This is a genomic window from Corallococcus sp. AB011P (assembly GCF_003611605.1).
GTDB lineage: Bacteria > Myxococcota > Myxococcia > Myxococcales > Myxococcaceae > Corallococcus > Corallococcus coralloides.
In genome coordinates this window covers 28005-52091 of record NZ_RAVX01000026.1, presented here as the reverse complement: position 1 = coordinate 52091, position 24087 = coordinate 28005, and the positions used below count along the sequence as shown (strand labels likewise).

The following is a 24087-nucleotide window of genomic DNA, read 5'->3' as shown; positions in this document are numbered from 1 at the left end:
ACGCATGGAACCGGCGCTGGACGTCGAGGGGCTGGAGAAGACGTACGGCGCGGTGCGGGCGGTGCGCGGCCTGTCCTTCCAGGTGGCACCGGGCGAGGTGCTGGGCCTCGTGGGGCCCAACGGCGCGGGCAAGACGTCCACGCTGCGGTGTCTGGCCGGCATCCTGCCGCCCTCCGCGGGGCGCGTGCGGGTGGCGGGCTTCGACGTGGCACAGGCGCCGGTGGAGGCGAAGCGCCAGCTGGCCTTCCTCCCGGACGAGCCGCGCTTCTTCGAGTACCTCACCGTCTGGGAGCACCTGAACTTCACCGCGCGCCTCTACGGCGTGGAGGACTGGGAGGAGCGGGGCCGCGCGCTCCTGGCGGAGATGGAGCTCACGGGCCGGGAGAAGTCGCTGCCGGGCGAGCTGTCTCGGGGCATGAAGCAGAAGCTGTCCATCGCGTGCGGCTTCCTGCACCAGCCCCGGCTCATCCTCCTGGATGAACCGCTGACGGGGTTGGATCCGCTGGGCATCCGCCGCATGAAGGCCTCGCTGCGCCGCCGCGCGGAGGAGGGCACGGCGCTGGTGTTGTCGTCGCACCTGCTCCCCCTGGTGGAGGAGCTGTGTCACCGGCTGCTCGTCATCGCCGGAGGGCGCGCGGTGGCGCTGGGCTCGCTGCCGGAGATCCGCGAGCAGATGGCGGGCGGAGCCGGTGACAGCGCGTCGCTGGAGGAGCTGTTCGTGCGCATCACCAGCGCGGCGTCGGAGGAGGCGCAAGCGCGGGGGAACGAACCGGCGTGAGCTTCCCGAGCGCGGTGGCGTTCCTCTGGGTGAGGACGTGGCGCAACCGGGTGGTGCGCCAGGTGCAGCGGCTGAAGCGTCCGCGCTACCTCCTGGGCGCGCTGGTGGGGCTCGCGTACCTGTACTCGCTGGTGGGGCGCAGCGTCTTCGTGCAGGGCACGGGCCGCGCGGTGTCCCCCAACGCGAGGCTGTTCGCGGAGCTCTCGCTGGAGGTCTCCGTGCTGGGCACGCTGGTGACGGCGTGGGTGCTGGGCGCGGACCGGCCCGCGCTGACCTTCACGCAGACGGAGGTGCAGACCTTCTTCGCCGCGCCCGTCACGCGCAAGGCGCTGCTGCACTACAAGCTGCTGCGCGGCCTCTTGAGCGCGATGCTCGCGGCGCTGGCGGCGACCCTCTTCGTGGGGCGCTTCACCAGTCCCCGCCCGGTGCTCTTCTTCCTGGGCGCGGCGCTGGCCATGGGGACGCTCTACCTGCACGGCACGGCGGCGTCCTTCGTGCGCGCGTGGCTCGTGTCTCAAGGGCGCTGGGGCAGCGCGGTGCGGTGGGCGGTCGTGGCGGTGCTCCTGGTGGCGGGGATGGGCACGCTGCTGTCCACGCTGCGCGACTACCCGCTGCCGGAGAACCTCTCCAGACCCTTCGCCGTGCGCGAGTGGTTGCGCGATGTGCTCAACGCCCCCGGCCCCCGAGCGGTGCTGTGGCCGGGCCGGGCGCTGGTGGCCCCCGCGATGGCGCGAAGCTGGGAGGGCTTCCTGCGCTACCTGCCCGCGTCGCTGGCGCTGCTGGTGGCGCACTACGCCTGGGTGCTCGCGGTGGAGGTGCCCTTCGAGGACTCCGCGGTGGCCGGGGCGGAAGCGCGGACGCGGCGGCGGGCACAGCGGGCCGCGCGCTCGGGCAATCTGCGCGTGGGCCGGGTGCCCTTCGTGTTGAAGGCCCGGGGGCGACCGGAGGTCGCGCTCCTGTGGAAGAACCTCATCGCGCGCAGGCGCATGGGCAGCGGCCTGATGATGCTGCTGTCCTTCGGGGTGCTGGGCGCCGTGTTCGCGCTGGTGATGGGAGACACGCGGCTGTTCTCCAACAGCCGTGAGTTCCTGGGCCCCATGGCCTTGATGGTCGCGCTGGCCATGGCCGTGATTGGCCCGAGCGCGTTCCGCACCGACCTGCGCATGGACCTGCCGAAGTTGGAGCTCTTGCGCGCGCTGCCGCTCACGGGGCGGCAGGTGGTGAGCGCGGAGTTGGCGGCGTCCGCGCTGACGCTGGGTGTGGCGCAATGGGTGATGTTGCTCCTGGCGCTGGTGCTGGGCGTGGGCGCGGACGACGCGACGCTCGCGCCGTGGTCCACGCCGGTGGTGCTGGGGCTCCTGCCGGTGCTGCCGGCGCTGGGCCTGGCGGGGCTGTTCGTGCAGAACGCGGCGGTGGTGCTGCTGCCCGCGTGGATTCCGGCGGACTCCGAGCGGGCGCGCGGCGTGGAGGCGCTGGGCCAGCGGCTGCTCACGCTGGTGGGCACGCTGGTGGTGACGTTCCTGGGACTGTTGCCGGCCACCGTGGTGGCCCTCCTCGTGGGCTATCCGCTGTTCACTGTCATGGGGCGCTGGGCGGTTCCGCTCGCGGGGCTGGCGGCTGCGGGGGCACTCTTCGCGGAGGTGGCGCTGGGCGTCGCCGTCCTGGGCCGTGCCTTCGAGCGGCTGGACGTGTCGGAAGAACAGTCGAACGAAGCGTGAACGCGAGCACGAAGGGAGCATCTCCATGAAGGTCGGCTTCATCGGGTTGGGGAACATGGGCGCGCCGATGGCGAAGAACCTGGCCGGCGCGGGCCATGAGCTCGTCGTCTGGAACCGCACCGCCTCCAAGGCGGATCCGCTGAAGCAGCAGGGCGCGCGCGTGGCGAAGACGCCCGCGGAGGCCGCCCGGGACGCGGAGGTCGTCGTGTCCATGCTCGCGGACGACCACGCCGCGGAGGAGGCCGTGCTGGGCAAGGACGGCGTCGTCAGCGCACTGCCGAAGGGCGCCATCCATGTCTCCTCCAGCACCATCTCCGTCGCGTTGTCGGAGCGCCTGACGAAGGCGCACACGGACGCGGGGCAGGGCTACGTCTCCGCCCCCGTCTTCGGCCGGCCCGAAGCCGCCGCGGGCAAGCAGCTCTGGGTGGTCGCCGCGGGCCCGAAGGCGCAGGTGGAGCGGGTGCGCCCGGTGCTCACGGCCCTGGGACGCGGCCTCACGGAGCTGGGAGAGCGGCCGTCCGCGGCGAACACGGTGAAGCTGTCCGGCAACTTCCTCATCGCGTCCATGATGGAGGCCCTGTCGGAGTCCTTCGCGCTCGCGGAGAAGTGCGGCGTGGAGCGCGCCGCGTTCCTGGACGTCTTCAAGTCCGTCTTCGCCAAGGCGCCCATCTTCGAGAACTACGCGGGCGCTATCGCGAAGGGGCAGTACACACCCGCGGGCTTCGCGCTGCGCCTGGGCCTCAAGGACGTGACGCTGGCGCTTGAAGCGGGCAGGGCGGCGGAGGTGCCGCTGCCACTCGCGAGCCTGCTGCGCGACCACTTCCTCACCGGCGTCGCCCAGGGGCGCGGCGATGAGGACTGGTCAGCGCTCGGCGCGCTCGCACAGGAGCGCGCCGGCATCACGAAGAAGGGCTGAAAGACGAAGGGCCTCCCGTGGTTCGCGCCACGGAAGGCCCTCGCTGACTTCAGTGCGCCGCGGCGCGGACTAGAACGTCGCGGAGCCCGGCACGCGCGGGTAGGGGATGGCGTCGCGGATGTTCTGCAGGCCGCACATGTAGACGATGAGCCGCTCGAACCCCAGGCCGAAGCCCGCGTGCGGCACCGTGCCGTAGCGGCGCAGGTCGCGGTACCACTGGTAGTGCGCGGGATCGAGGCCGAACTTCCTCATGCGCGCGTCCAGCACGTCCAGGCGCTCCTCGCGCTGGCTGCCGCCGATGATCTCGCCGATGCCCGGCGCGAGCACGTCCATCGCGGCCACGGTCTTCCCGTCCTCGTTGATGCGCATGTAGAAGGCCTTGATGGCCTCCGGGTAGTTCATCACCACCACGGGCCGGCCTACGTGCTCCTCGGTGAGGTAGCGCTCGTGCTCCGTCTGGAGGTCCTTGCCCCACTCCGGCGCGTACTCGAACTTCTTCTTCGCCTTCTGGAGGATGGAGACGGCCTCCGTGTAGTCGATGCGCTCGAAGCTGGAGCCGATGAACTTCTCCATCCGCTCCGTGACGCCCTTCTGCTGGCGCTCCTCGAAGAACTTCATGTCCGGCGCGCACTCGTCCAGCACGGCCTTGAACACGTACTTGAGGAACCGCTCCGCCAGCAGCGCGTCCTCGTTGAGGTCCGCGAAGGCGATCTCCGGCTCAATCATCCAGAACTCGGCCAGGTGCCGCGTGGTGTTGCTGTTCTCCGCGCGGAACGTGGGGCCGAACGTGTAGACCTTGGACATGGCCAGGCAGTACGCCTCCACGTTCAGCTGCCCGGACACGGTGAGGTAGGCCTCCTTGCCGAAGAAGTCCTTGCCCCAGTCGATCTTGCCGTTCTCGCCCCGCGGCGGGTTGTGCGCGTCCAGCGTGGACACGCGGAACATCTGCCCCGCGCCCTCCGCGTCGCTCGCGGTGATGATGGGCGTGTTCACCCAGCAGAAGCCCTCACCGTGGAAGAAGCGGTGCACCGCCTGCGCCGCCGCGTTGCGCACGCGGGTGATGGCCCCGAAGGTGTTGGTGCGCACGCGCAGGTGCGCCACCTCCCGCAGGAACTCCAGCGAGTGCTGCTTCGGCTGGATGGGGTAGGTGTCCGGGTCGTCCACCAGACCCAGCACCTGCACTTCATCCGCCTGCACCTCGAACGCCTGCCCCTTGCCCTGCGACTGCACCAGCGTGCCCCGGCAGATGACGGAGGCGCCCGCGGTGAGGTGCAGGATTTCCTTCTCGTAATTGGGCAGCGAATTGGGCGCGACGACCTGGATGGGGTCGAAGACCGACCCGTCGCTCACGTTCACGAAGCTGATGCCCGCCTTGGAGTCGCGGCGCGTCCGCACCCAGCCGCGCACCTCCACCTTCGAGCCCGCTTCGACAGCCCCCGACAGGGCCTTCTTCACACTCACGACCTGCATGGTGCTCTCCCTCTGCTCCAGACCGGGAAGGCGAGTTAGTCGCGCCCGGGCCCGAGGGCAAGCACCGAGCGAGGCCCGCCCCCGGCCCGGGGCCTGCCGGGTCCCCGCCCATCCGGGTTTCCCGGTCAGGGCCCCGGGGGCGCCAGCCGTCCAGGCTTTCGACGCGCCAAGACTTGTTGCCCGCGTGTCCTACCTCCCGCTAAGAGTCAGAGAAGCCATGGCGATGAACGAGCGTTACGAGCCGCAGTCGATTGAAGGAAAGTGGCAGACCCGCTGGGAGCAGGAGGGCCTCTTCCGGGCAGGCAGGCGTCCGGATGCCCCGAAGAAGTACGTCCTGGAGATGCTGCCGTACCCCAGTGGCCAGATGCACATGGGGCATGTGCGCAACTACCTCATCGGGGACGTCTACGCGCGCTACTACCAGATGCGCGGCTTCGACGTGCTGCACCCCATGGGCTGGGACGCCTTCGGCCTGCCGGCGGAGAACGCGGCCATCAAGGACGGCGTCCACCCGGCCATCCGCACCCGCGAGAACATCGAGTCGTTCAAGGCGGAGATCAAGACGCTCGGCTACAGCTACGACTGGACGCGCGAGGTCAACACCAGCCAGCCGGAGTACTACCGCTGGAACCAGTGGTTCTTCCTCCAGATGCTCGAGCGCGGGCTCGTCTATCGCCGCTTCAGCAAGGTGAACTGGTGTACCGGCTGCCACACCGTCATCGCCAACGAGCAGGTGAAGGACGGCCGCTGCGAGCGCTGCAGCTCCGAGGTGCAGGACAAGGAGATGCCCGAGTGGGCGTTCCGCATCACGAAGTACTCGCAGGACCTGCTCGACGCGCTCGACACGCTCAAGGCCTGGCCGGACAGCATCACCACCCGTCAGCGCGACTGGATTGGCCGCTCCGACGGCGCGGAGGTGGACTTCCGCGTGCAGGGGCATGACGCCGCCCTGCGCGTCTTCACCACCCGCGTGGACACGCTCTTTGGCTGCACCTACGTGGTGCTCGCGCCGGACCACAAGCTCGTGGCCCAGGTGACGACGGCGGACCGCCGCGCGGACGTGGACGCGTTCACGAAGAAGATGGCCGCCCAGAGCAAGACGGAGCGGCTGGGCGAGGACGCGGAGAAGGAGGGCGTCTTCACCGGTGGCTACGCGCTCAATCCGGTGACGGGCCAGCCGGTGCCCATCTGGATCGCCAACTTCGTGGTGAGTGACTACGGCACCGGCGCGGTGATGAGCGTGCCGGCGCACGACGCGCGCGACTTCGCCTTCGCGCGCAAGTATTCGCTGCCCGTGCGCGTGGTCATCCAGCCGGCGTCCGGTGACAAGCTGGGCGCGGGTGAGACGCTCGACGCGGCGTACACGAACGACGGCGTGCTCGTGGACTCCGGGGACTTCAGCGGCATGCCTTCCGCCGAAGTGCGGGTGAAGCTGGCCGCGAAGCTGGAGGCGCAGGGGCAGGGCAAGGCCACGGTGACGTACCGCCAGCGGGACTGGGGCTTCAGCCGCCAGCGCTACTGGGGCACGCCCATCCCCATCGTCTACTGCGAGAAGTGCGACCCCGAGCGCAAGGGGCTCCCCGTTCCGTTGGATCAGCTCCCGGTGCGGCTGCCGGACATCGACACGCAGGCGGTGCTCACCGGGCGAGGCGAGCCGCCGCTCGCGAAGGTCGCGTCCTTCGTCAACACGACCTGCCCCAAGTGCGGTGGTCCCGCGCGCCGGGAGACGGAGACGATGGACACCTTCGTCGACTCCTGCTGGTACTTCGCGCGCTACCTGTCGCCGAAGTACGACGCGGCGCCCTTCGACCCGAAGGACGCGAAGCACTGGCTGCCGGTGGACATCTACGTGGGCGGCCCCGAGCACGGCGTGATGCACCTGCTCTACTTCCGCTTCTGGACCCGGGTGATGAAGCTCCTCGGGCTGTCGCCGGTGGATGAGCCCGTCACGCGGCTGATCACGCAGGGCATCGTCAACGGCGCGGATGGCCGGAAGATGGGCAAGCGCTACGGCAACGGCGTGGCGCCCAACACCATCGTGGCGAAGTACGGCGCGGACACGGCCCGCACCTACGTGCTCTTCGCGGGCCCGCCGGAGCGCGACTTCGACTGGTCCCACGAGCAGGTGGAGGGCGTGTTCCGCTTCCTCAAGCGCGTGTGGACGCTGGCCGCCACGCACCACGCTTCCTCGGCGGAGGCCACGTACTCGGGCCCCTACGAGGGCAAGGCGCTGGAGACGCGCCGCGCGGCGCACAAGTGCGTCAAGCGCGTGACGGAGGCCATCGAGCGCCTGTCCTTCAACACCGCCGTCGCGGGCGTCATGGAGTGCGTGAACGCGCTCTACGCGGTGGGCACGCCGGAGACGCCCGCGGAGAAGGCGGCGATGGGGGAGGCGGTGCGGCTGCTCGCGCGCATCCTCACGCCCCTCGCGCCGCACATCGCGGACGAGCTGGCGGAGGCCTACGGCGCGAAGGCGTCCACCGTCACGGAGTCCTGGCCGGAGTTCGAGCCGGCGCTGGTGGTGGACGACGTGATTCCGTACGCCGTGCAGGTGAACGGCAAGCTGCGCGCGGAGGTGCGCGTGGCGGCGGACGCGGGCGAGGCGGACGTGCGTGCGGCGGCGGAGGCGGACGACAAGGTGAAGGCCGCCCTCGAAGGCAAGACGCTGCGCAAGTTCGTCTTCGTCCCCAAGCGGCTGGTGAACTTCGTCGTCGGCTGACGGCGGAAGGGAGGGGTGGTGCCCGCGGAAGTGCTCGTCATGTGCTCCGCCTGCGGGCGCCCCCAGTCGGCGGCCCGGCGCCGCTGTGCCTTCTGCAACGCGGAGCTGCCGGAGGCGCCCCTGCCGGCCCGCTCTCCCGATGCTTTGGAGTCGCCCGCGCCGTCGCTGCCGGGCGTCACCCCGCTGGCGCTGGACCTCGGCAACCGGCGCGTCCTGGCGGTGAACGACACGCAGCTGTCGTTCCAGGGGCGCCCGGGCGGGGGCCCGACGCTCGACGTGCCTTGGGCGAGGGTGCGGCGGCTGGAGTGGCGCACGCGGCCCTACTTCGAACCGCTGGGACTGCTCGCCTTCACCGTGCTGGGCCTCTTCTGGGCGCCCACGCAGGCGGTGCGGATCATGTCCTTCGCGGGGGGCGTCATCGGCCTGGGGCTCGCGGCGCTGTACCGCCACCATGGCCTCAGTGTGGAGCTGGATGACGGCACGCGCATGGAGTGGCCCCTGGGCATGGCGCTGAAGGGCTCGGCCCGCGAGGCGCGGCTCAAGGCGGCACGCGCCACGCTCGCGGACGCCGGACGCATGCGAGGCGTACCGCTGAATGGTTCCGACGCGTGAGGCCCCTCCGCGCCGCGTTCTGAGTGCAGGCCCGGCGCGCCCCCAGCTCCACGCGTAGGAGGGGCATGCCACGCGGCGGTCCGGCTCCGACGCTTGACGGAGGATCGCGGCCGGGTAGGGTGCGCGCCCATGCGGCCCTCAAGGAACGCGGTTCAGGCGGGTGCGGTGAAGGCGTTCCGGTGGGGCGTGGTGGCGGCGGCGATGCTGGGCGCCGGGTGCGGCTACCGCTTCAGCCCGTGGGGCTCCGCGCTGCCAGAGGGCACAGGGCAGGTGTGCGCGCCCATCTTAGCCAACGAGACGGCGGAGCCCGGGCTGGAGAACCTCTTCACGCGCTACCTGCGCAACCAGCTCATCCAGGCCGGCCGGCTGGCCACCGCTCCGGGCTGCGCGTCCACGATTGAAGGGGCGGTGCTCAACATCTGGACGTCCCCGACCATCATCCCCAACAACTACCGCATCTCCACGACCGTGCGGCTGCGCCTCGTGAAGGAGGGACAGCTGCTGTCGGAGACAGTGGTGGCGGGGACCGAGGACTACCTCCAGGGACGCGGGAACGTCCTGGAAGCCGAGGCCAACCGTCAGGCCGCGCTGGCGCGCCTGGCGGAGTTGCTCATGCGCGACGGCTACGATCGGCTGGCCAGCACCTGGTGAGGACCGGGGAGCCCGGTCCTCGACCCACGGTGGTGCTACGGGACGACTAGGCCTTCTTCTTCGCGGCGGCCTTGGCCAGCCGGGAGATGCGGCGCGCGGCGGTGCGCTTGTGCAGGACGCCCTTGCTGGCCGCCTTGTTGAGGGTCTTGGAAGCCGCCTTCAGCGCGTCCGTCAACTTCGAACCGTCCTTGGAGGCAATGGCCTCGCGGGCGGACTTGACGGCGTCCTTCACGGTCGTCCGGACATTCACATTCCGGGCGCGGCGCTTCAGGGACTGGCGGTAACGCTTCTCTGCGGACTTGGTGTTCGCCAAGGCAATGCTCCAGCGGAAGGCAAGGCAAGGAAAAAGAGGGGCCGTCCTTACTGCGACGCCCCGGTTGCGTCAAGGCACGCGTGCGATCGCGATCAGGATTTCCAGTTCCGGAACCCCTGGGAGGCCCCCGGAATGCCTCCGGGGCCTCCACCGACGCCTCACGCCGGAAGAATCAAGCCGGCGGGGCGGCGTATTCCCAGCGCAACCCGGCGGGATCCACGAACTGGAAGCCCGCCTCGGAGGTGGCGCACGGCACCAACCGCCCCGGATGGTTGGCCCGGAACAGCTCCAGGAGCCGGGCGACCCCCGAGGCGGAGGGGGCCTCCAGGGTGAGGGCCACCGCGGACGAGGCCTGCGCCTGGGCGCCCGGCGTGAAGACGAGCCCCAGGCCCGCGCCCGTGTAGGCCGCCGTGCCGTTCGTCGACCGGGTGGGCGTCCAGCCCAGCCAGGAGGCCAGCTCATCCCAGAAGGCCCGCTGGGCCGCCACGTCCGGCACGGCCAGTCGCAGGGTGGCCACGGACGCGCGAGGCGGGTGGCTGGGCGGCGGCAGCGCCTTCTCCACGGCCTTGGCGGCCTGCCAGTGGCGCTCCATGTGCGCGAGCGTGGCGCCGCCGAAGGGGACGTTCTCCTCGTTCAGCTTCGCCTCGATGTACTGGAAGCGGGTGACGAAGCGGCGCGTGGCCATGCGCAGCGCGTCCTCCGCGGGCGTCTTCACGAAGCGCGCGAGGTTCGCGAGCGAGAACAGGACGTCCCCCAGCTCGTGCTCGATGGCGTCCCGGTCGCCCGACGCGATGGCCTCGTCCAGCTCACGCAGCTCCTCGTCCAGCTTGCCGCGCACCCCGGCCAGGTCCGGCCAGTCGAAGCCGATGCGGCTGGCCTTCTCCGTCAGGCGCTCCGCGCGCAGCAGGGACGGGGCCGCGGTGGGCACGCCGTCCAGCACGGAGCCCGCGCGCCCGGTCTTCTTCTTGCGCTCCTCCGCCTTCAGCTGCGCCCAGTTGGCCAGCACCTGCTCGGCGCCACTCACCTGCTGATCCCCGAACACGTGCGGGTGCCGGCTGGTGATCTTGTCGCTGATCGCCGCGCAGACGTCCGCCATCGTGAACTCGCCCAGCTCCGCCGCCAGCTGCGCGTGGAAGACAATCTGGAAGAGCAGGTCCCCCAGTTCTTCACACAGCGGACGCCACGGGCCGCCGTCGGAGACGCGGTCCATTTCATCCAGGACCTCGAACGCCTCCTCGGTCAGGTAGGGGCGCAGCGAGCGCAGGTCTTGTTCGCGGTCCCACGGGCAGCCGCCCTCGGCCCGAAGGCGCCGCATGATCTCCACCAGTCGTTCCAGCTCGTTTCCAGGCGCCGCCATGCATTCACTCCCGAGCAATCCCCCCGCCGCGGGATCCTGTAGCACGGGCGGTGGGCACCACATGATTTCGGATCGCCCGGCCTGTCGCCTATCATCGGACGTCCGGATGCTCCGCTCGTTCCTCGGCCTGTGTTGCAGCCTCGTGCTGCTTGTCCCCGCGCGCGCCCCTGCGTTGATGCAGGAGCCGCTCCTGCGCATCGAGGAGAAGGTCATCGAGCCGGAGCCGGACCCCAGCACCTTCCAGGCCACGGAGGATGATCCGGTGGAAGACACCGGCTCCGAGGAGGCCGACGAACCGGAGCCCGAGCCCCGCCCCGACAACCGGCGCCGCGTCATCGCCCCGCCGCCCCTGAAGTCCGGAGCCCCCGCCGCTCCCGCTGCCCCCGCCGAACCCGCGCCCCCGCCCGTTGTCGTCCCGTCCCGTCCCGCCGTCACCCCGGTGATGGCGCCGAAGGTGACGGACGCGGAGCTGCTGGCCGTCTGGGAGAAGTGGAAGGCGGCCCGCTCCCGCAACGACCTGGCCGCGGCGGGAGCCGCCCAGAAGGAGCTGCTCACGCTGCGTGAGGAGGTGCTCGCCTCCGACCTGGAACCCCTGAGCATGGGCTTCGTGCGCGAGGCCGGGGTCCGCCGTCGCGCCGGGGACCTGAAGGGCGCGCTCGCGCTCCTGGACGTGGCCGTGGCCCTGTCGCCCGGGCTGCCCGCCGCACGCTTCGCCCGGGCGGAGACGTACGTGGTGGAGGATCCGCTGAACGTGCCGCGCGGGCTGGGCGAGTGGAAGACCGCCCTCGTGACGCTGCTCGGAGACGCCCGCTACCGCCGGCCCGCGCTCACGGACCTGGGCGCGCTGGTGCTCGCGGCGTGGGCGGCCACGGCGGTGGCAGTGGTCGCGGTGCTCTTCCTGCGGCGGATCCGCTACGCGCTGCACGACTTCCACCACCTGTTCCCCCGGGCGGTGACGCACTGGCAGTCCGGGCTCCTGGGCGTGATGCTCCTGGCGCTGCCCGCGGTGCTGGGCGCGGGCCTGGTGCCGGTGCTGCTCCTGCTCTTCGCCTCGGTCGCGCTGTACGTGGGCCGCGCCGAGCGCTGGGTGGCCGCCGTGCTGCTGATGGGCCTGGGCGTGATGCCGCTCGCCGCGGGGACGCTGACGCGCTTCACCGTGTTCGCCGGCACGCCCGCGGAGGACGTCTATCTCCTGGAACGCGGGGGCCTGTCCGCGGAGGGCGCGGCGGCCCGCGTGCGCGCTCGCGCGGAGGCACGCACCGCCCGCTTCCAGGAGCTGGGTGCGCTCGCCTGGTACGAAGCGCGCCGGGGCCTGCTGGAAGAGGCGCGGGCGGACTTCAAGGCCGCCTCCGCCCTCAAGTCAGGCGACGCGCGGATGCTCACGCGCTTCGGCAACGCGCTGATGGGTCTGGGCGACGTGGACGGCGCGGTGCTCCTCTACACGCAGGCGTCCAAGGCGGATCCGTCCATGGCGGCGCCGCACTACAACCTGGGGCAGGTGTACCGGCGCCGGGCCCGGCTCCTGCCGGATGATCAGCTGGGCAAGGAGCTGGACCGCTCCACCTCAGCCATCGCCCAGGCGCAGGCCCTGGACAACTCGCTCCTGCGCCGGGATCCGCCGCCGGAGGACCGCCCCCTGCTCAACCTCCTGCTGCTGGCGCCAACGGTGCCGGAGCGCGACTGGATGGGCCTGGCGGACGGCACCCAGGAGGGCGCCCGCGTGGAGGACCAGGTGGGCCGGTGGCTGTCACCCATCCTGCCGGCGGGCCCGGTGGGCTGGGGGCTGACCGCGGCGCTCGCGGCGCTCGTCGCCGTCTTCGGGGAAGCCTCCTGGCGCATGAAGGCCTCGCGCGGCTGTGAGCGGTGCGGAAACGCCGTCTGCCTCCGCTGCGACAAGGACCTGTCCGTGGGCGGCGCGATGTGCGGCCAGTGCGTCCACGTCTACGCGCGCAAGAGCCAGGTGCCCAAGGAGTTCCGCTCGCGCAAGCAGGGCGAGGTGGACCGCCACCAGGTTTGGACCAAGCGCGTGACGTACGCGCTGGGCAGCCTGGTGTCCGGCGCGGGCCACGTGGGCACGGGCCTGCCGGTGCGGGGCGCCCTCTATGCCTTCCTCTTCAGCTTCGCCGTGGCCGCGCTGGTGCTCCACCGGGGCCTCGTCCGCACGCCTTACGGCGACGCGCCGCTGTACCTCAAGCTCGTGCCCGCGGGCACGGTCCTCTTCTTCGTCTACCTGCTGACCCTGCGCGGCCTGCGCCGCCATCAGCGGGGGGAGGCCTGAGCCATGGCCCTCAAGGGCACCCTCAAGGACTTCGGCATCGGCGACATCCTGCAGCTGATTGGCCAGCAGCAGAAGACGGGCACGCTCCACCTGCGCAACAAGGACCAGGAGGTGCGCGTCGGCTTCCAGGACGGCCACATCATCAAGGCCGAAAGCCTCACCCGGAAGCGCAAGGAGCTCATCGGCGCCATGCTGGTGCGCGCCGAGATCATCACGGAGACGCAGCTGGAGGCCGCGCTGGAGGTCCAGAAGCGCACCCTCAAGCGGCTGGGCGACGTGCTGGTGCAGAGCCACGCCCTCACCGCGGAGCGCTTCCAGCAGATGGCGCAGCTCCAGGTGACGGAGACGCTCTACCGCCTCTTCACCTGGAAGGCGGGCACCTACGAATTCGTCCAGGAGCCCGTGGAGCCCGGCCCCGAAGGCATCACCCCGCTGCGCGCGGAGACGGTGCTGATGGAGGGCTTCCGGATGGTGGACGAGTGGCCCGTCATCCGGAAGCGCATCCACCGCGATGACATGACCTTCGAGCGCGTCAAGGCGCTCCCGCCGCCCCGCGCCCACGCCGACGAGGGCGGAGAGCTGGGCGTCATCGGTCCGTCGGAGCGCCACGTCTACGAGGAGATCGCCGTGGGGCGCGACCTGCGCCGCATGGTGGACCTCTGCGGCCTGGGCGAGTTCGAGACCTGCAAGGCGCTCTACAACCTGGTCAAGGGCGACTACGTGCGCGCCATCGACCCGGAGGGCCGCGCGCCCGTGCCGGAGGACACCCGCTTCCTCGCCCGGGTGGCTGGCCCCCTGGGCCGCATCGCGGTGACCATGGCGGTCATCGCGGGCCTGGCCTTCATCGCGTCCCGCTGGGTCGGGGGCAACGGGCACGAGCCCGGCGCCTCCCGGTTGGGGGATCCCGCGGCCCAGCGTCAGATTGCCCACGCGCAGCGCGTCCGCATCGAGGCCGCGCTGGAGGTGTTCCAACTGGAGAAGGGAACCCTCCCCGAACGGTTGGATGCTTTGGTGGATGCCGGATTGTTGAGTCCGGAGGAACTGCGCTACCCGTGGCGGGAGGAGTACTATTACCGCCGCACGGCCGCCCGGCAGTTCATCCTCCTACCCCCCGTGCGCTAGCCCGCGGGCAGGCTCGCCGTCGAGAGATGGCGGGCGAGGGGGGAGGGGCGGCGTTAAATTGAGGGCGAGCGATCACTGAACGAGGAATGACGCGCATTGCGAAATCCCGCCACGCTGGAAGTGCCCGCAGCTCGCGCTGAAACCACCCCCACCTCCGCCAAGGTGGACGTCCGTGACAACGAGACGACCCAGGCCCTTTGCGGAAACCAGAACGAAAACCTCAAGCTGATGGAGCGGCGCCTGGGGGTCCGTGTGGGGCAGCGCGGTACGGAGCTGCTTCTCTCGGGGCCCGCGGACGCGGTCGCCTTCGCCGTGCGTCTGGTGGAGAACCTGGAGGAGATGATCCGCGCCGGGCGCACCGTCTACCGGGAGGACGTGGAGCAGGCCATCAAGGTCCTGGGCCGCGGCTCGGAGTCGCTGCAGGAGGTCATGCTCGGCACCGTCCTCAAGAGCTCCGGCAACCGGCAGATCGCCCCAAAGAGCATCGCGCAGAAGCGCTACGTGGACGCCATCCGCGCCCACGACATCGTCTTCGGCGTGGGCCCCGCCGGCACCGGCAAGACGTACCTCGCCATGGCCATGGCGGTCGCCTTCCTCCAGGAGCGCAAGGTCAAGCGCATCATCCTGGCGCGCCCCGCCGTGGAGGCCGGTGAGAAGCTCGGCTTCCTCCCTGGCGACCTGGCGGAGAAGGTGAACCCGTACCTGCGCCCGCTCTACGACGCACTGCACGACATGATGGCCGTGGAGCGCGCCCAGCACCTGGTGGAGCAGGGCGTCGTGGAGGTCGCGCCGCTCGCGTTCATGCGCGGCCGCACCCTCAACGACGCCTTCGTCATCCTCGACGAGGCCCAGAACACCACCGTGGAGCAGATGAAGATGTTCCTCACCCGCCTGGGCTACAACAGCAAGGCGGTCATCACCGGCGACGTGACCCAGGTGGACCTGCCCACGGGCAAGCTGTCCGGCCTGAACCACGCGCGCTCCGTGCTGCGGAACATCGAAGGCATCCACTTCTCGGAGTTCTCCGACGTGGACGTCGTGCGCCACCCCCTGGTGCAGGAGGTCATCCGCGCCTACGAGCGCTCCGAGGCCGCCCAGAAGGAGGCCCAGGCCGCCCGCGAGCCCTCAGCGGCCCTCGAAGGCGCCGCCTCTCCGGCGGGAGGCACGGAGTCCTGACGTCGTGACGCCGCAACCGCCACCCCCGCTCCCAGCCTTGCGCCGGGACGGGGGTGGAGTCGCTGGGTGGCCCACACTGCTGCCTGTTGGCTTACCCGCAAATTTCGCAGAGCGAACTGGCGTCCAGGCGGCGGCTGTCCCACCCTCACGAATTTTCCCCGTCGCTGCTTCCTTCTAGGGAGCCTGACGTCTTCGCAGGGTAGGAGTTCCCCCATGGCCGATCCCGAATCACCAACCCCCGGGCCCAGTCCGCTGGACGCGCTCGCGGTCCGCCTGGGGCTCGGGCGGCGTGGGGAGTGGGGCCGGCGCGTCGTGCAGGCCCTCTTGCTGCTCGTCGTCTCCGTGGGAGCGGGCTTCGTCATCTCCCCGGGGCTCTACAGCCAGCAGATTCCGGCGCTCACCGAGGAGAACCTGGGCAAGCCCTTCCGGGCCAACTCGCCCGCCGGCTTCAAGGCCGCGCGCGACTACGACATCGTCCACCAGTCGATGACGGAGCAGCGCCGCCGCGAGGCCCGGAGCGCCGTGCGCCCGGTGTACGACCTCAACCCGGCGGTGGTGGGCAACCTGCGTACGTCCGTGCGCGCGGCCTTTGCCTCCGCGCGCGAGCACCTGGAGGAGGAGAAGGACGCCCGCGCCGAGGAGACTCCGCAGGAGGAGGGCCAGGCCAGGCGCCGCCGCCCCGCGCCGCTCACCCCGGAGGCCCTGGAGCGCCAGCGCCGCGACCGCGAGGAGATGCAGGCCCGGTTCCAGGAGCAGCTCATCGGCCAGCGGGACGCGGGGCTGGAGTCGGAGGACTTCCAGGCGCTCGTCGCCAACGGCTTCTCGGAGGAGGCGGAGACCGCCACCCTGGTGCTGCTCGACCGGGCCTACCGCGCGGACGGCAGCCAGGTGTACGTGGCCGGCTCGCGGGATGAGCTGGTGCGTGAAGCGCCCCAGGGCCTCACCGTGCGCGACGTGCAGCACAAGAACGAGGAGACGCTGCCCGCGGGCGCCGCCCAGGTGGTGGACATGCGGGAGGCGCACCAGGAGCAGGACCGGTTCGCCTCCGTGCCCGGCAACGTGATGCCGGAGGCCCCGGCGGTGCAGCGCCGCGCGGTGCTGAGAATCGCCAAGCGGCTCGTGCGCCCCAGCCTGACCATCAACATCGCGGAGACGGACCTGCGCCGCCGGCTCGCGGGCGACGCGGTGAAGGACGCCGTCATCGCCATCAAGAAGGGCCAGCGCGTCATCGGCGACGGCGAGCTCGTCAACGAAACGCACCTCGTCATGCTGCGTGGGATGCGCGCGCAGACGGACCGCCTGGACCTGCTCCAGTTGCAGGTGGGTGGCACGGGCCTGGTGGCCCTGCTGGTGGTGGCCTTCTACGGCTTCTGCCGCGCGGCCTTCCGCCGCTTCCGCCCCACGCGCAAGGACGGCGTGCTGCTGGGCCTGTTGCTGGTGGGCCTCTTGGGCCTGCTCCAGGTCTGGGTGTCCATCGCGGACGCGGTGCAGGACCGCTACACGGCGCTGCCCATCGAGGCGTTCTATTACGCCTTCCCGGTGGCGGCGGGCGCCATGCTGGTGCGCTTCATCCTCACGCAGGAGCTGGCGCTGTTCTTCGCCATGGTCATCGCGTGCCTCGCGGGCGTGATGCTGGGCAACTCGCTGGCGTTCGGCATCTACACGCTGGTGGGCTCGCTGGTGGCGGCGGACCGCATCGTCAAGGCGAAGGACCGCGTGGGCATCTTCCGCGCGGGCCTCGTCACCGGCGTGGCCAACCTCATCGCGGTGCTCTTCCTGTTCCTCGTGGAGGGCAAGGGCCTGGCCGGGGACACGCTCATCACCGCGGTGTGCGCGTTCTTCGGCACCGCGCTCGCCGTGCCGGTCATGGTGATGGCGCTGACGCCGCTCATCGAGGCCACGTTCGGCTACGCGTCGGACATCAAGCTTTTGGAGCTGGCGAACCTGAACCACCCGGCGCTCAAGGAGCTCATCGTCCAGGCGCCCGGCACGTACCACCACTCCATCATCATCGGCACGCTGGTGGAGAACGCGGCGGAGACGATTGGCGCGAACCCCCTGCTGGCTCGCTCGTGCGCGTACTACCACGACATCGGAAAGGGCCGGAACCCGCTCTACTTCGGGGAGAACCAGAAGGGGGAGAACCGGCATGACGGGCTGGCGCCCGCGATGAGCGCGGTCATCATCAAGCGCCACGTGACGGAGGGCCTGGAGATGGCCCGGCAGTACCGCCTGCCCAAGCTGGTGGCGGACGCGATTCCCCAGCACCACGGCACGCGCACGGTGGGCTTCTTCTTCCACAAGGCCCTGAAGGAGCAGGAGGGCAAGGAAGGCGCGCCCCCCATCGACGAGAGCATCTACCGCTACCCGGGCCCCAAGCCGCAGTTCCGCGAGGCGGCGCTGGTGATGATCGCCGACGCGGTGGAAGCCTCCACGCGCTCCATGCCGGACCCCACCAGCGCGAAGCTCCAGGCGCAGGTGCAGAAGATCATCAACATCATCTTCTCCGAGGGCCAGCTCGACGAGTGCGACCTGACGCTCAAGGACCTGAACCTCATCGCCCAGTCCTTCCTGCACACGCTGGAGGGCATCTACCACACGCGCCCCGTCTACCCGGCGGGCGCCATGGGTGGGGGCAAGGGCGGAGGCGCGCCGCTGATGATGGCGCCCGCGCCCGCCAAGACGGAAGCGAAGGACACGAAGGTGCGAACGGCGGGCATGTCATGAGCCGCAAGGTGGAGGGCGTGAAGCTGCGCAAGGGCAAGGTGATTCCGCGCGACGACGGCAAGCGCATCGAGGAGTTCGTCGGCGTGGCCAGCACGCAGACGGAGTCCGCGTCCGTGGCGCGCATGCGGGCGCCGCCGGGCTGGAGCGAACCCGCGCAGACGCCGGAGTTCGACGAGGTGGTGCTCGTCCTCACGGGTGAGCTCACCCTGGTGGTGGACGGCAAGCGCGAGCGCATTGGCGCGGGCGAGGTGGGCCTGGTGCCGCGCGGCAAGCGCGTGGTGTACCGCAACGATTCGCAGGGCGCGTGTGACTACTGGTCCATCTGCGCCCCGGCGTTCCGCGTGGAGCTGGCGCACATCGAGAAGCCGGCGCCCAAGGCGAAGGCCGCGGACAACCACGTGACGGTGCAGGTGGCGCACGGCCAGGGAGCGGACTACGAGCGCCTGCTCACCACCTGGTCCCGCGACTACCTGAAGCGCCTGGGCCTCACCGACTGCGAGCTGTCGCTGTCGCTCGTGGGGGACCGGGCCATCCGCCGGCTCAACCGCACGTGGAGGCAGAAGGACAAGGCCACGGACGTGCTGTCCTTCCCCGCGGGCGACCTGCCCAAGGGCACCCCGGGCCCCCGCCCGCTGGGCGACGTGGTCATCTCCCTGGACACCGCGAAGCGGCAGGCGAAGGAGTACGGCCGCACGCTGGAGTCGGAGATGGGCCGCTACCTCGCGCATGGCCTCCTGCACCTGTTGGGGCACGACCATGAGAAGCCTCGCGACGCGAAGCGCATGGCGGCCCTGGAGGAGCAGCTCCTGGGTGAGCGGGGCATGGTGGCGGACTCGCTGACCATCGACTCGCGCGCCCGCCGCGCGAAGCTCATCTGAAATCCCCGCCGGGGGGCTTGCGGCCCCCCGTGCCTCGTGTTGGATGGAACGATGCCCCGCCTGTCGTCGCTCATCGTCGCAAGCCTGTTGGGTCTCCTGCTGTCCGCGTCCCCCGCGCGCGCCGCGTCGGTGCCGCCGTGGGGCACGGGCGAGAGCCGGGGCGAGGACCTGTCCATCTGGCTGGTGACCTTCAGCCCCGGCGACGACGTCTTCTCGTGGTGGGGCCACGGCTCGCTGGTGGTGGAGGACCGCGCCCGCAACATGCAGCGGCTCTACAACTACGGGATGTACTCGTTCGACGACCAGACGGTGGTGCACTTCGCCAAGGGCCGCCTGGAGTTCTGGGTCGGTGAGTCGAGCGTCAACGGCACCTTCCGCTTCTACAAGTCGCTGGGGCGCGACGTGCGTGTGCAGGAGCTCAACCTCACGCCGCAGCAGCGCGTGACGGTGGCGAAGAAGCTGGCGGACAACGTGCTGCCGGAGAACCGCGACTACCTCTACGAGCACTACAGCGACAACTGCGTCACGCGGCTGCGCGACATGATCGACGTGGCCGTGGGCGGCCGGCTGTCCGAGGCGGAGAAGGCTCCTGCCCGCATGACCCTGCGCGAGCACACGCGGCGCTACACGGCGGTGAGCCCGCCCGTGAGCTTCCTGCTCGACTTCATGATGAATGACTCCATCGACAAGCCCATCACCCGCCGCGAGGAGGCCTTCCTCCCGGACGAGCTGGAGCAGCAGGTGGCGGAGCTGAAGGTGCCGGGCCCGGACGGGCAGCCGGTGTCGCTGGTGGAGAAGCAGTGGAACTACTACGCGTCACCCTCGCGTCCCCGGCCTCCCGCGCAGCCGCCGAACTTCGGTCCGTGGATTCTCGCGCTGGGTGTGCTCCTGGGCGGCGCCGCGCTGGGCCTGGCCGCGTGGGAGAAGAAGGGCAGCCGCGCGGCGCGCATCCTCCTGGGCCTGGAGAACGTGGTGGTGGGGCTGGTGCTGGGCATCCCCGGACTGGCGCTCGTCATCATGTGGGTGGGCACGAACCACGTCGTCACGCACCACAACGAGAACCTCTTCCTCGCGAACCCGCTGACGCTCCTGGCCGTGCCGTACGGCCTGCGCCTCACCTGGAACAGCGCGAAGGCGCGCGCGCGGCTCAAGTGGGTGTGGAGCCTGCTCGTGGCCACGGGCGCGCTGGGGCTGGTGCTCAAGGTGCTGCCCTGGTTCGACCAGGACAACTGGCGTGCCATCGCGCTCATCCTGCCCATCTCCCTGGGCATGGCCGGCGCGTTCTGGCTGGACCGGCTCCGGGCGCTCGTGCCAGGAACGGCGCGCACGCCGCCCCGTCAGGATGCGCAGGTGTCCTCGCTCAAGGCCTCCTGAAACACCCCGGCTTTCCCAACTGTTTCGCAACGAAGGAGACGACGAACACCATGGCGAACGATTCGATGGAGAAGATCCACGCCCTGAAGGAGCGCCTCAACGCGCTCCGGGGGCATCTTTGACCTCGACCGCAAGCGGTCCCGCATTGCGCTGATCGAGCGTGACTCCACGCAGCCCGACTTCTGGAACGACAACACCAAGGCCCAGGGCCTGCTGAAGGAGAAGTCCACGCTGGAGGCCAGCGTGGGCGCCTTCGACAAGACGCTGCGCGGGCTGGACGACGCGCAGACGCTGCTGGAGCTGGCGGCGGAGATGAACGACGAGGCGAGCGCGCAGGAGGCGGAAGGCACGCTCGCGTCGCTGGAGGGCGAGGTCGCGAAGCTGGAGCTGGCGCGGATGCTCTCCGGCCCGCAGGACCGCAGCAACTGCTTCATGGACATCAACCCGGGCGCGGGCGGCACGGACTCCATGGACTGGGCCGCCATGCTCCTGCGCATGTACACGCGCTACGGTGAGACGAAGGGCTGGAAGGTCGAGATCAGCGACGCGTTGCCGGGCGAAGAGGCGGGCTTCAAGAACGTCTCGCTGCGCATCGAGGGCGAGAACGCCTACGGCTACCTCAAGGCGGAAGTGGGCGTGCACCGGCTCGTGCGCATCAGCCCCTTCGACGCCAACGCGCGCCGGCAGACGGCCTTTGCCTCCGTGGACGTGTACCCGGAGGTCGACGACAGCATCCAGATTGACCTGCCGGAGAAGGACTACGAGTTGAAGTTCATCCGCGGCAGTGGCGCGGGTGGCCAGAAGGTCAACAAGACGTCGTCCACGGCGCAGCTGCGGCACCTGCCCACGGGCATCATGATCACCTGCCAGACGGAGCGCTCGCAGTCGGCCAACAAGGACATGGCCTTCCAGATCTTGCGCGGCCGCCTGTACGAGCTGGAGATGAAGAAGCGCGACGCCGAGCGCGACGCGGCGGAGGCGGCCAAGAAGGACATCTCCTTCGGCTCGCAGATCCGCAGCTACGTGCTGGCGCCGTACCGCATGGTCAAGGACCTGCGCACCGGCGTGGAGACGGGCAACGTGGACAAGGTCCTGGACGGCGACCTGGACGAGTTCGTCACCGCGCAGCTCCTGGGCGTGAAGAACCCCAACCGCAACGCCGCCGCGGACTAAGGGCGCGCAAGCCCCGTCCGGCTGCATCCCACCCCTCCCGGGCCTTGAGTCCGGGAGGGGTTTTCCATGTCCGGGAACCTTTTTTCCGGGGCCGGTGTCAGGGGGCGGGGCAGGGCGGTGCGGTAGGATGGAGTAGGCCCTACACGGGGAGGCGCGGGTGGCACCGGGCGGAGTGCTCGACGTCGGACAGCAGGCCCTGGCCCCCAAGGCCCTGGCCGACCCGCGCCGCGAGGAACAGGCGCTGCTCGTCCGGCTGCGGCGCGGCGACCCGGAGGCCTTCGAGTCGCTGGTGCACCAGCACCAGGACCGCCTCTACGACTTCTGCTTCCGCATGGTGGGCGACCGCGAGGAGGCCCACGACCTGGTGCAGGAGATATTCGTCAGCGTGCACCAGCACGTCCGGCGCTTCCGCGAGGACGCGCGCCTGTCCACGTGGCTGTTCCGCATCTCCAAGAACCACTGCCTCAACCGGCTGAAGTACCTCCAGCGCCGGGGGCGGGGCCGCTCGGACGTCTTCGACGAGGCGAGCGCCGCCGCCATCGCGGAGGGCGGGGGAGCCCCGCCGCAGCCGGACGCCGCCCTGGACGCGGCGCGTGAGCGGGCCCGGGTGCAGCGGGCCATTTCCCAACTGGACCCCGATGCGCGCATGCTGGTGGCGCTGCGAGACATCGAGGGCCTGAGCTACGACGAGATTGTCGACATCACCGAGCTGCCCGAGGGAACCGTGAAGAGCCGGCTCCACCGGGCACGCGAGAAGCTGGCGGACCTGCTGGGGCGCTTCGAACCATGAGCGGCGGCGGGTGGAGGTCAACGGACGTGGAACCGCGATTGGATCACCGGGAGGCGAGGGCGCTGTTCCTGGCGCTCGCCGATGAACAGCTGGCCGCCCCCCAGGAGCAGGCGGTCCGCAGCCACCTGGACGGCTGCGAGGAGTGCCGCCAGGGGTGGGACCGGTACGCCCGCACGGTGGAGCGCGTGCGCACGGTGGAGCGGGAGAAAGCCCCCCCCGCGCTCGCGTCGCTCGTGGCCGCCCGCGTGCGCCGCCAGCGCCGTTTCGGCCTGCGCGGCCTGCACCTGGCGCATGCCCAGCACCGCTTCCCAGTGGAGATCCTCATCCCGCTGCTGCTGGCCGCGGCGGTGGGCGCATTTCTCTTGATGTCTTCCTGACGGTCATTTCCGGGGCCGCTACCCCCTGGGATGCGTTGCGTACCGGGGGAGGCTTGGCTACGGTGCCGCGCCTTTCATACGAGCGCGTCATGGCCGACACCGAGAACAAGACCCCCCCAGGTGAGAAGAGCGGCGAAGCGGTGGACTCCAGCTCCAAGGAGCAGGAGATCTACCAGCAGCGGTTGGACAAGGCCGCGAAGTGGCGCGAGGCCGGCTTCAACCCCTACGGCAACGGCTACGCGCCCAAGGACGTGGCGCAGCGGCTCCACGACGAGCACGGCCAGAAGACCGCCGAGGACCTGGACAAGGAAGCCCCCCAGGCGGACGTCGCCGGCCGCATCGTGGCCATGCGCTCGTTCGGCAAGGCCGCGTTCATCAAGCTGCGCGACCGCTCCGGCGAAATCCAGGTGCACGTGAAGAAGGACGCGCTGGGGGACCTCTACGAGGTCTTCAAGCAGTGCGACCTGGGTGACTTCGTCGCGGCGCAGGGCACCGTCTTCAAGAGCAAGACGGGCGAGCTGTCCATCGCGGCCACGAAGTTCATCCCGCTCACCAAGTCCCTGCGCCCCATGCCGGAGAAGTGGCACGGCCTCACGGACGTGGAGGTCCGCTACCGCCAGCGCTACCTGGATCTCGTCTCCAACCCGGACGTGAAGCAGGTCTTCCTGAAGCGCAGCAAGCTGGTGAAGTTCATCCGGAACTTCCTCGACGGGCGCGACTTCGTCGAGGTCGAGACCCCGATGATGCACCCGCTGGTGACGGGCGCGGCGGCGCGGCCGTTCGTCACGCACCACAACACGTACGACGTCGACCTCTACATGCGCATCGCGCCCGAGCTCTACCTGAAGCGGCTCGTGGTGGGCGGCATGGAGCGCGTCTACGAAATCAACCGCAACTTCCGCAACGAGGGCATCAGCACCCGGCACAACCCGGAATTCACGATGCTGGAGTTCTATCAGGCGTACGCCACGTACGAGGACCTGATGGACCTCACGGAGGAGATGCTCGCGGAGGCCTCCCGCCACGTCACCGGCGACTCCAAGGTGAAGTACGGCGAGCACACCATCGACTTCGGCAAGGGCTGGAAGCGCATCCCCATGCCGGAGGCCGTCCGGGAAGCCGTCCCCAGCCTGTCCGACAAGGACATGGTGGACGCGGACCGCCTGCGTCACGAGCTGCTCAAGACGGTCCACTCGGAGGCGGAGCGCCGCGCCGTGGACGCCATGAACCACGGTGAGCTGGTGGGCGCCCTCTTCGAGGCCCACGTCGAGCACACGCTCATCCATCCCACCTTCATCACCCAGTATCCCACCGCCGTCTCGCCGCTCGCCCGCCGCAACGACCAGAACCCGGAAATCACGGATCGGTTCGAGCTCTTCGTCGCGGGCCGGGAAATCGCCAACGCCTTCTCCGAGCTGAACGACCCCCTGGACCAGAAGGGCCGCTTCCAGGCCCAGCTGGACGCGAAGCAGCGGGGCCAGCAGGAGACCATGGACTACGACGAGGACTACATCCGCGCCCTGGAACACGGCATGCCGCCCACGGCCGGTGAAGGCATCGGGATTGATCGCGTCGCCATGTTGTTCACGGACGCCGCCAGCATTCGCGACGTGATTCTCTTCCCCCTCCTCAAGCCGCTGGCGAAGTAGCCACGAGGC

Annotated in this window: 19 protein-coding genes; 16 read left to right on the top strand and 3 right to left on the bottom strand. The window is 70.3% G+C overall.

Annotation, left to right across the window (positions count from 1 at the left end; all coding sequences use genetic code 11):
- Positions 1 to 4 precede the first annotated feature (4 nt).
- The 3 genes from D7X30_RS37130 to D7X30_RS37120 are packed head-to-tail and all read left to right on the top strand — an operon-like array spanning position 5 to position 3412.
- Positions 5 to 778: an ABC transporter ATP-binding protein gene (locus D7X30_RS37130; RefSeq protein ID WP_120567715.1), complete on the top strand. Its 774-nt coding sequence runs from the start codon at positions 5 to 7 to the stop codon at positions 776 to 778.
- Positions 775 to 2496: a putative ABC exporter domain-containing protein gene (locus D7X30_RS37125; protein ID WP_120567714.1), complete on the top strand. Its 1722-nt coding sequence runs from the start codon at positions 775 to 777 to the stop codon at positions 2494 to 2496. Before D7X30_RS37130 ends, D7X30_RS37125 begins: the two co-directional genes overlap by 4 nt.
- A 25-nt stretch (positions 2497 to 2521) precedes the next feature.
- On the top strand, positions 2522 to 3412 hold the full coding sequence (locus tag D7X30_RS37120) for an NAD(P)-dependent oxidoreductase (RefSeq protein ID WP_120567713.1): 891 nt from the start codon (positions 2522 to 2524) through the stop codon (positions 3410 to 3412).
- Positions 3413 to 3481: 69 nt separating this feature from the next.
- On the opposite strand, the gene asnS is transcribed toward D7X30_RS37120, so the two are convergent.
- Complete coding sequence (gene asnS, locus D7X30_RS37115) at positions 3482 to 4882, bottom strand: asparagine--tRNA ligase (RefSeq protein WP_120567712.1); 1401 nt, start codon at positions 4880 to 4882, stop codon at positions 3482 to 3484.
- Positions 4883 to 5099: 217 nt separating this feature from the next.
- Here asnS and leuS point away from each other — a divergent pair, with 217 nt between their 5' ends.
- From leuS to lptE, 3 genes are all read left to right on the top strand, one after another.
- Positions 5100 to 7601 carry a leucine--tRNA ligase gene (leuS, locus tag D7X30_RS37110; RefSeq protein ID WP_120567711.1) on the top strand — a complete coding sequence of 834 codons (2502 nt, stop codon included), beginning with the start codon at positions 5100 to 5102 and terminating at the stop codon, positions 7599 to 7601.
- An 18-nt stretch (positions 7602 to 7619) separates the two neighbouring features.
- Complete coding sequence (locus tag D7X30_RS37105) at positions 7620 to 8213, top strand: hypothetical protein (protein ID WP_158619457.1); 594 nt, start codon at positions 7620 to 7622, stop codon at positions 8211 to 8213.
- 129 nt (positions 8214 to 8342) lie between these two features.
- A complete protein-coding gene (gene lptE / locus D7X30_RS37100) occupies positions 8343 to 8864 on the top strand; it encodes an LPS assembly lipoprotein LptE (RefSeq protein WP_120567709.1) in 522 nt (173 codons plus the stop codon).
- A gap of 46 nt (positions 8865 to 8910) precedes the next feature.
- On the opposite strand, the gene rpsT is transcribed toward lptE, so the two are convergent.
- Together rpsT and mazG are read right to left on the bottom strand one after the other, a co-directional pair.
- On the bottom strand, positions 8911 to 9177 hold the full coding sequence (rpsT, locus tag D7X30_RS37095; RefSeq protein ID WP_014395478.1) for a 30S ribosomal protein S20: 267 nt from the start codon (positions 9175 to 9177) through the stop codon (positions 8911 to 8913).
- A gap of 172 nt (positions 9178 to 9349) precedes the next feature.
- A complete protein-coding gene (gene mazG, locus D7X30_RS37090) occupies positions 9350 to 10534 on the bottom strand; it encodes a nucleoside triphosphate pyrophosphohydrolase (RefSeq protein WP_120567708.1) in 1185 nt (394 codons plus the stop codon).
- Positions 10535 to 10640: 106 nt separating this feature from the next.
- Here mazG and D7X30_RS37085 point away from each other — a divergent pair, with 106 nt between their 5' ends.
- The 10 genes from D7X30_RS37085 to lysS all read left to right on the top strand — a co-directional run bounded on the left by D7X30_RS37085 (position 10641) and on the right by lysS (position 24078).
- On the top strand, positions 10641 to 12812 hold the full coding sequence (locus tag D7X30_RS37085) for a tetratricopeptide repeat protein (protein ID WP_120567707.1): 2172 nt from the start codon (positions 10641 to 10643) through the stop codon (positions 12810 to 12812).
- A gap of 3 nt (positions 12813 to 12815) precedes the next feature.
- Entirely contained in the window at positions 12816 to 13934 is a 1119-nt protein-coding gene (locus tag D7X30_RS37080) for a DUF4388 domain-containing protein (protein WP_120567706.1), read from the top strand.
- 96 nt (positions 13935 to 14030) lie between these two features.
- Positions 14031 to 15110, top strand: a complete 1080-nt coding sequence (locus D7X30_RS37075) for a PhoH family protein (RefSeq protein WP_120567705.1) — start codon at positions 14031 to 14033, stop codon at positions 15108 to 15110.
- Between the two features lie 213 nt (positions 15111 to 15323).
- Positions 15324 to 17837 (top strand): HD family phosphohydrolase, encoded by a 2514-nt coding sequence (locus D7X30_RS37070; protein WP_120567704.1) that lies wholly within the window; start codon positions 15324 to 15326, stop codon positions 17835 to 17837.
- Positions 17834 to 18715: an rRNA maturation RNase YbeY gene (ybeY, locus tag D7X30_RS37065; RefSeq protein WP_199724656.1), complete on the top strand. Its 882-nt coding sequence runs from the start codon at positions 17834 to 17836 to the stop codon at positions 18713 to 18715. The genes D7X30_RS37070 and ybeY overlap by 4 nt, the downstream gene beginning before the upstream one ends.
- A gap of 51 nt (positions 18716 to 18766) precedes the next feature.
- Complete coding sequence (locus D7X30_RS37060; RefSeq protein WP_120567703.1) at positions 18767 to 20089, top strand: DUF4105 domain-containing protein; 1323 nt, start codon at positions 18767 to 18769, stop codon at positions 20087 to 20089.
- A gap of 50 nt (positions 20090 to 20139) precedes the next feature.
- Positions 20140 to 21262 (top strand): peptide chain release factor 2 gene (gene prfB, locus D7X30_RS37055; RefSeq protein ID WP_233587644.1). Its coding sequence is split into 2 segments (ribosomal slippage): positions 20140 to 20208 and positions 20210 to 21262, totalling 1122 coding nucleotides; the frame shifts between segments, so codons are not numbered across the junction.
- Between the two features lie 157 nt (positions 21263 to 21419).
- Positions 21420 to 22052: an RNA polymerase sigma factor gene (locus tag D7X30_RS37050; RefSeq protein WP_120567702.1), complete on the top strand. Its 633-nt coding sequence runs from the start codon at positions 21420 to 21422 to the stop codon at positions 22050 to 22052.
- On the top strand, positions 22049 to 22429 hold the full coding sequence (locus tag D7X30_RS37045) for an anti-sigma factor (protein WP_120567701.1): 381 nt from the start codon (positions 22049 to 22051) through the stop codon (positions 22427 to 22429). Before D7X30_RS37050 ends, D7X30_RS37045 begins: the two co-directional genes overlap by 4 nt.
- Before the next feature lie 89 nt (positions 22430 to 22518).
- The gene (gene lysS, locus D7X30_RS37040) at positions 22519 to 24078 is read left to right on the top strand and encodes a lysine--tRNA ligase (protein ID WP_120567700.1); all 1560 of its coding nucleotides are present in this window, start codon (positions 22519 to 22521) and stop codon (positions 24076 to 24078) included.
- The last annotated feature ends 9 nt before the right edge of the window (positions 24079 to 24087 follow it).

What these genes read in the sequence shown, in the direction of transcription:
- ybeY (WP_199724656.1), top strand. Translation starts at nt 17,834, where the DNA reads ATGAGCCGCAAGGTGGAGGGCGTGAAGCTGCGCAAGGGCAAGGTGATT.
- asnS (WP_120567712.1), bottom strand. Translation starts at nt 4,882, where the DNA reads ATGCAGGTCGTGAGTGTGAAGAAGGCCCTGTCGGGGGCTGTCGAAGCG.
- lptE (WP_120567709.1), top strand. Translation starts at nt 8,343, where the DNA reads ATGCGGCCCTCAAGGAACGCGGTTCAGGCGGGTGCGGTGAAGGCGTTC.
- D7X30_RS37080 (WP_120567706.1), top strand. Translation starts at nt 12,816, where the DNA reads ATGGCCCTCAAGGGCACCCTCAAGGACTTCGGCATCGGCGACATCCTG.
- leuS (WP_120567711.1), top strand. Translation starts at nt 5,100, where the DNA reads ATGGCGATGAACGAGCGTTACGAGCCGCAGTCGATTGAAGGAAAGTGG.
- D7X30_RS37130 (WP_120567715.1), top strand. Translation starts at nt 5, where the DNA reads ATGGAACCGGCGCTGGACGTCGAGGGGCTGGAGAAGACGTACGGCGCG.
- D7X30_RS37070 (WP_120567704.1), top strand. Translation starts at nt 15,324, where the DNA reads ATGGCCGATCCCGAATCACCAACCCCCGGGCCCAGTCCGCTGGACGCG.
- D7X30_RS37060 (WP_120567703.1), top strand. Translation starts at nt 18,767, where the DNA reads ATGCCCCGCCTGTCGTCGCTCATCGTCGCAAGCCTGTTGGGTCTCCTG.
- lysS (WP_120567700.1), top strand. Translation starts at nt 22,519, where the DNA reads ATGGCCGACACCGAGAACAAGACCCCCCCAGGTGAGAAGAGCGGCGAA.
- mazG (WP_120567708.1), bottom strand. Translation starts at nt 10,534, where the DNA reads ATGGCGGCGCCTGGAAACGAGCTGGAACGACTGGTGGAGATCATGCGG.
- D7X30_RS37085 (WP_120567707.1), top strand. Translation starts at nt 10,641, where the DNA reads ATGCTCCGCTCGTTCCTCGGCCTGTGTTGCAGCCTCGTGCTGCTTGTC.
- D7X30_RS37120 (WP_120567713.1), top strand. Translation starts at nt 2,522, where the DNA reads ATGAAGGTCGGCTTCATCGGGTTGGGGAACATGGGCGCGCCGATGGCG.
- D7X30_RS37045 (WP_120567701.1), top strand. Translation starts at nt 22,049, where the DNA reads ATGAGCGGCGGCGGGTGGAGGTCAACGGACGTGGAACCGCGATTGGAT.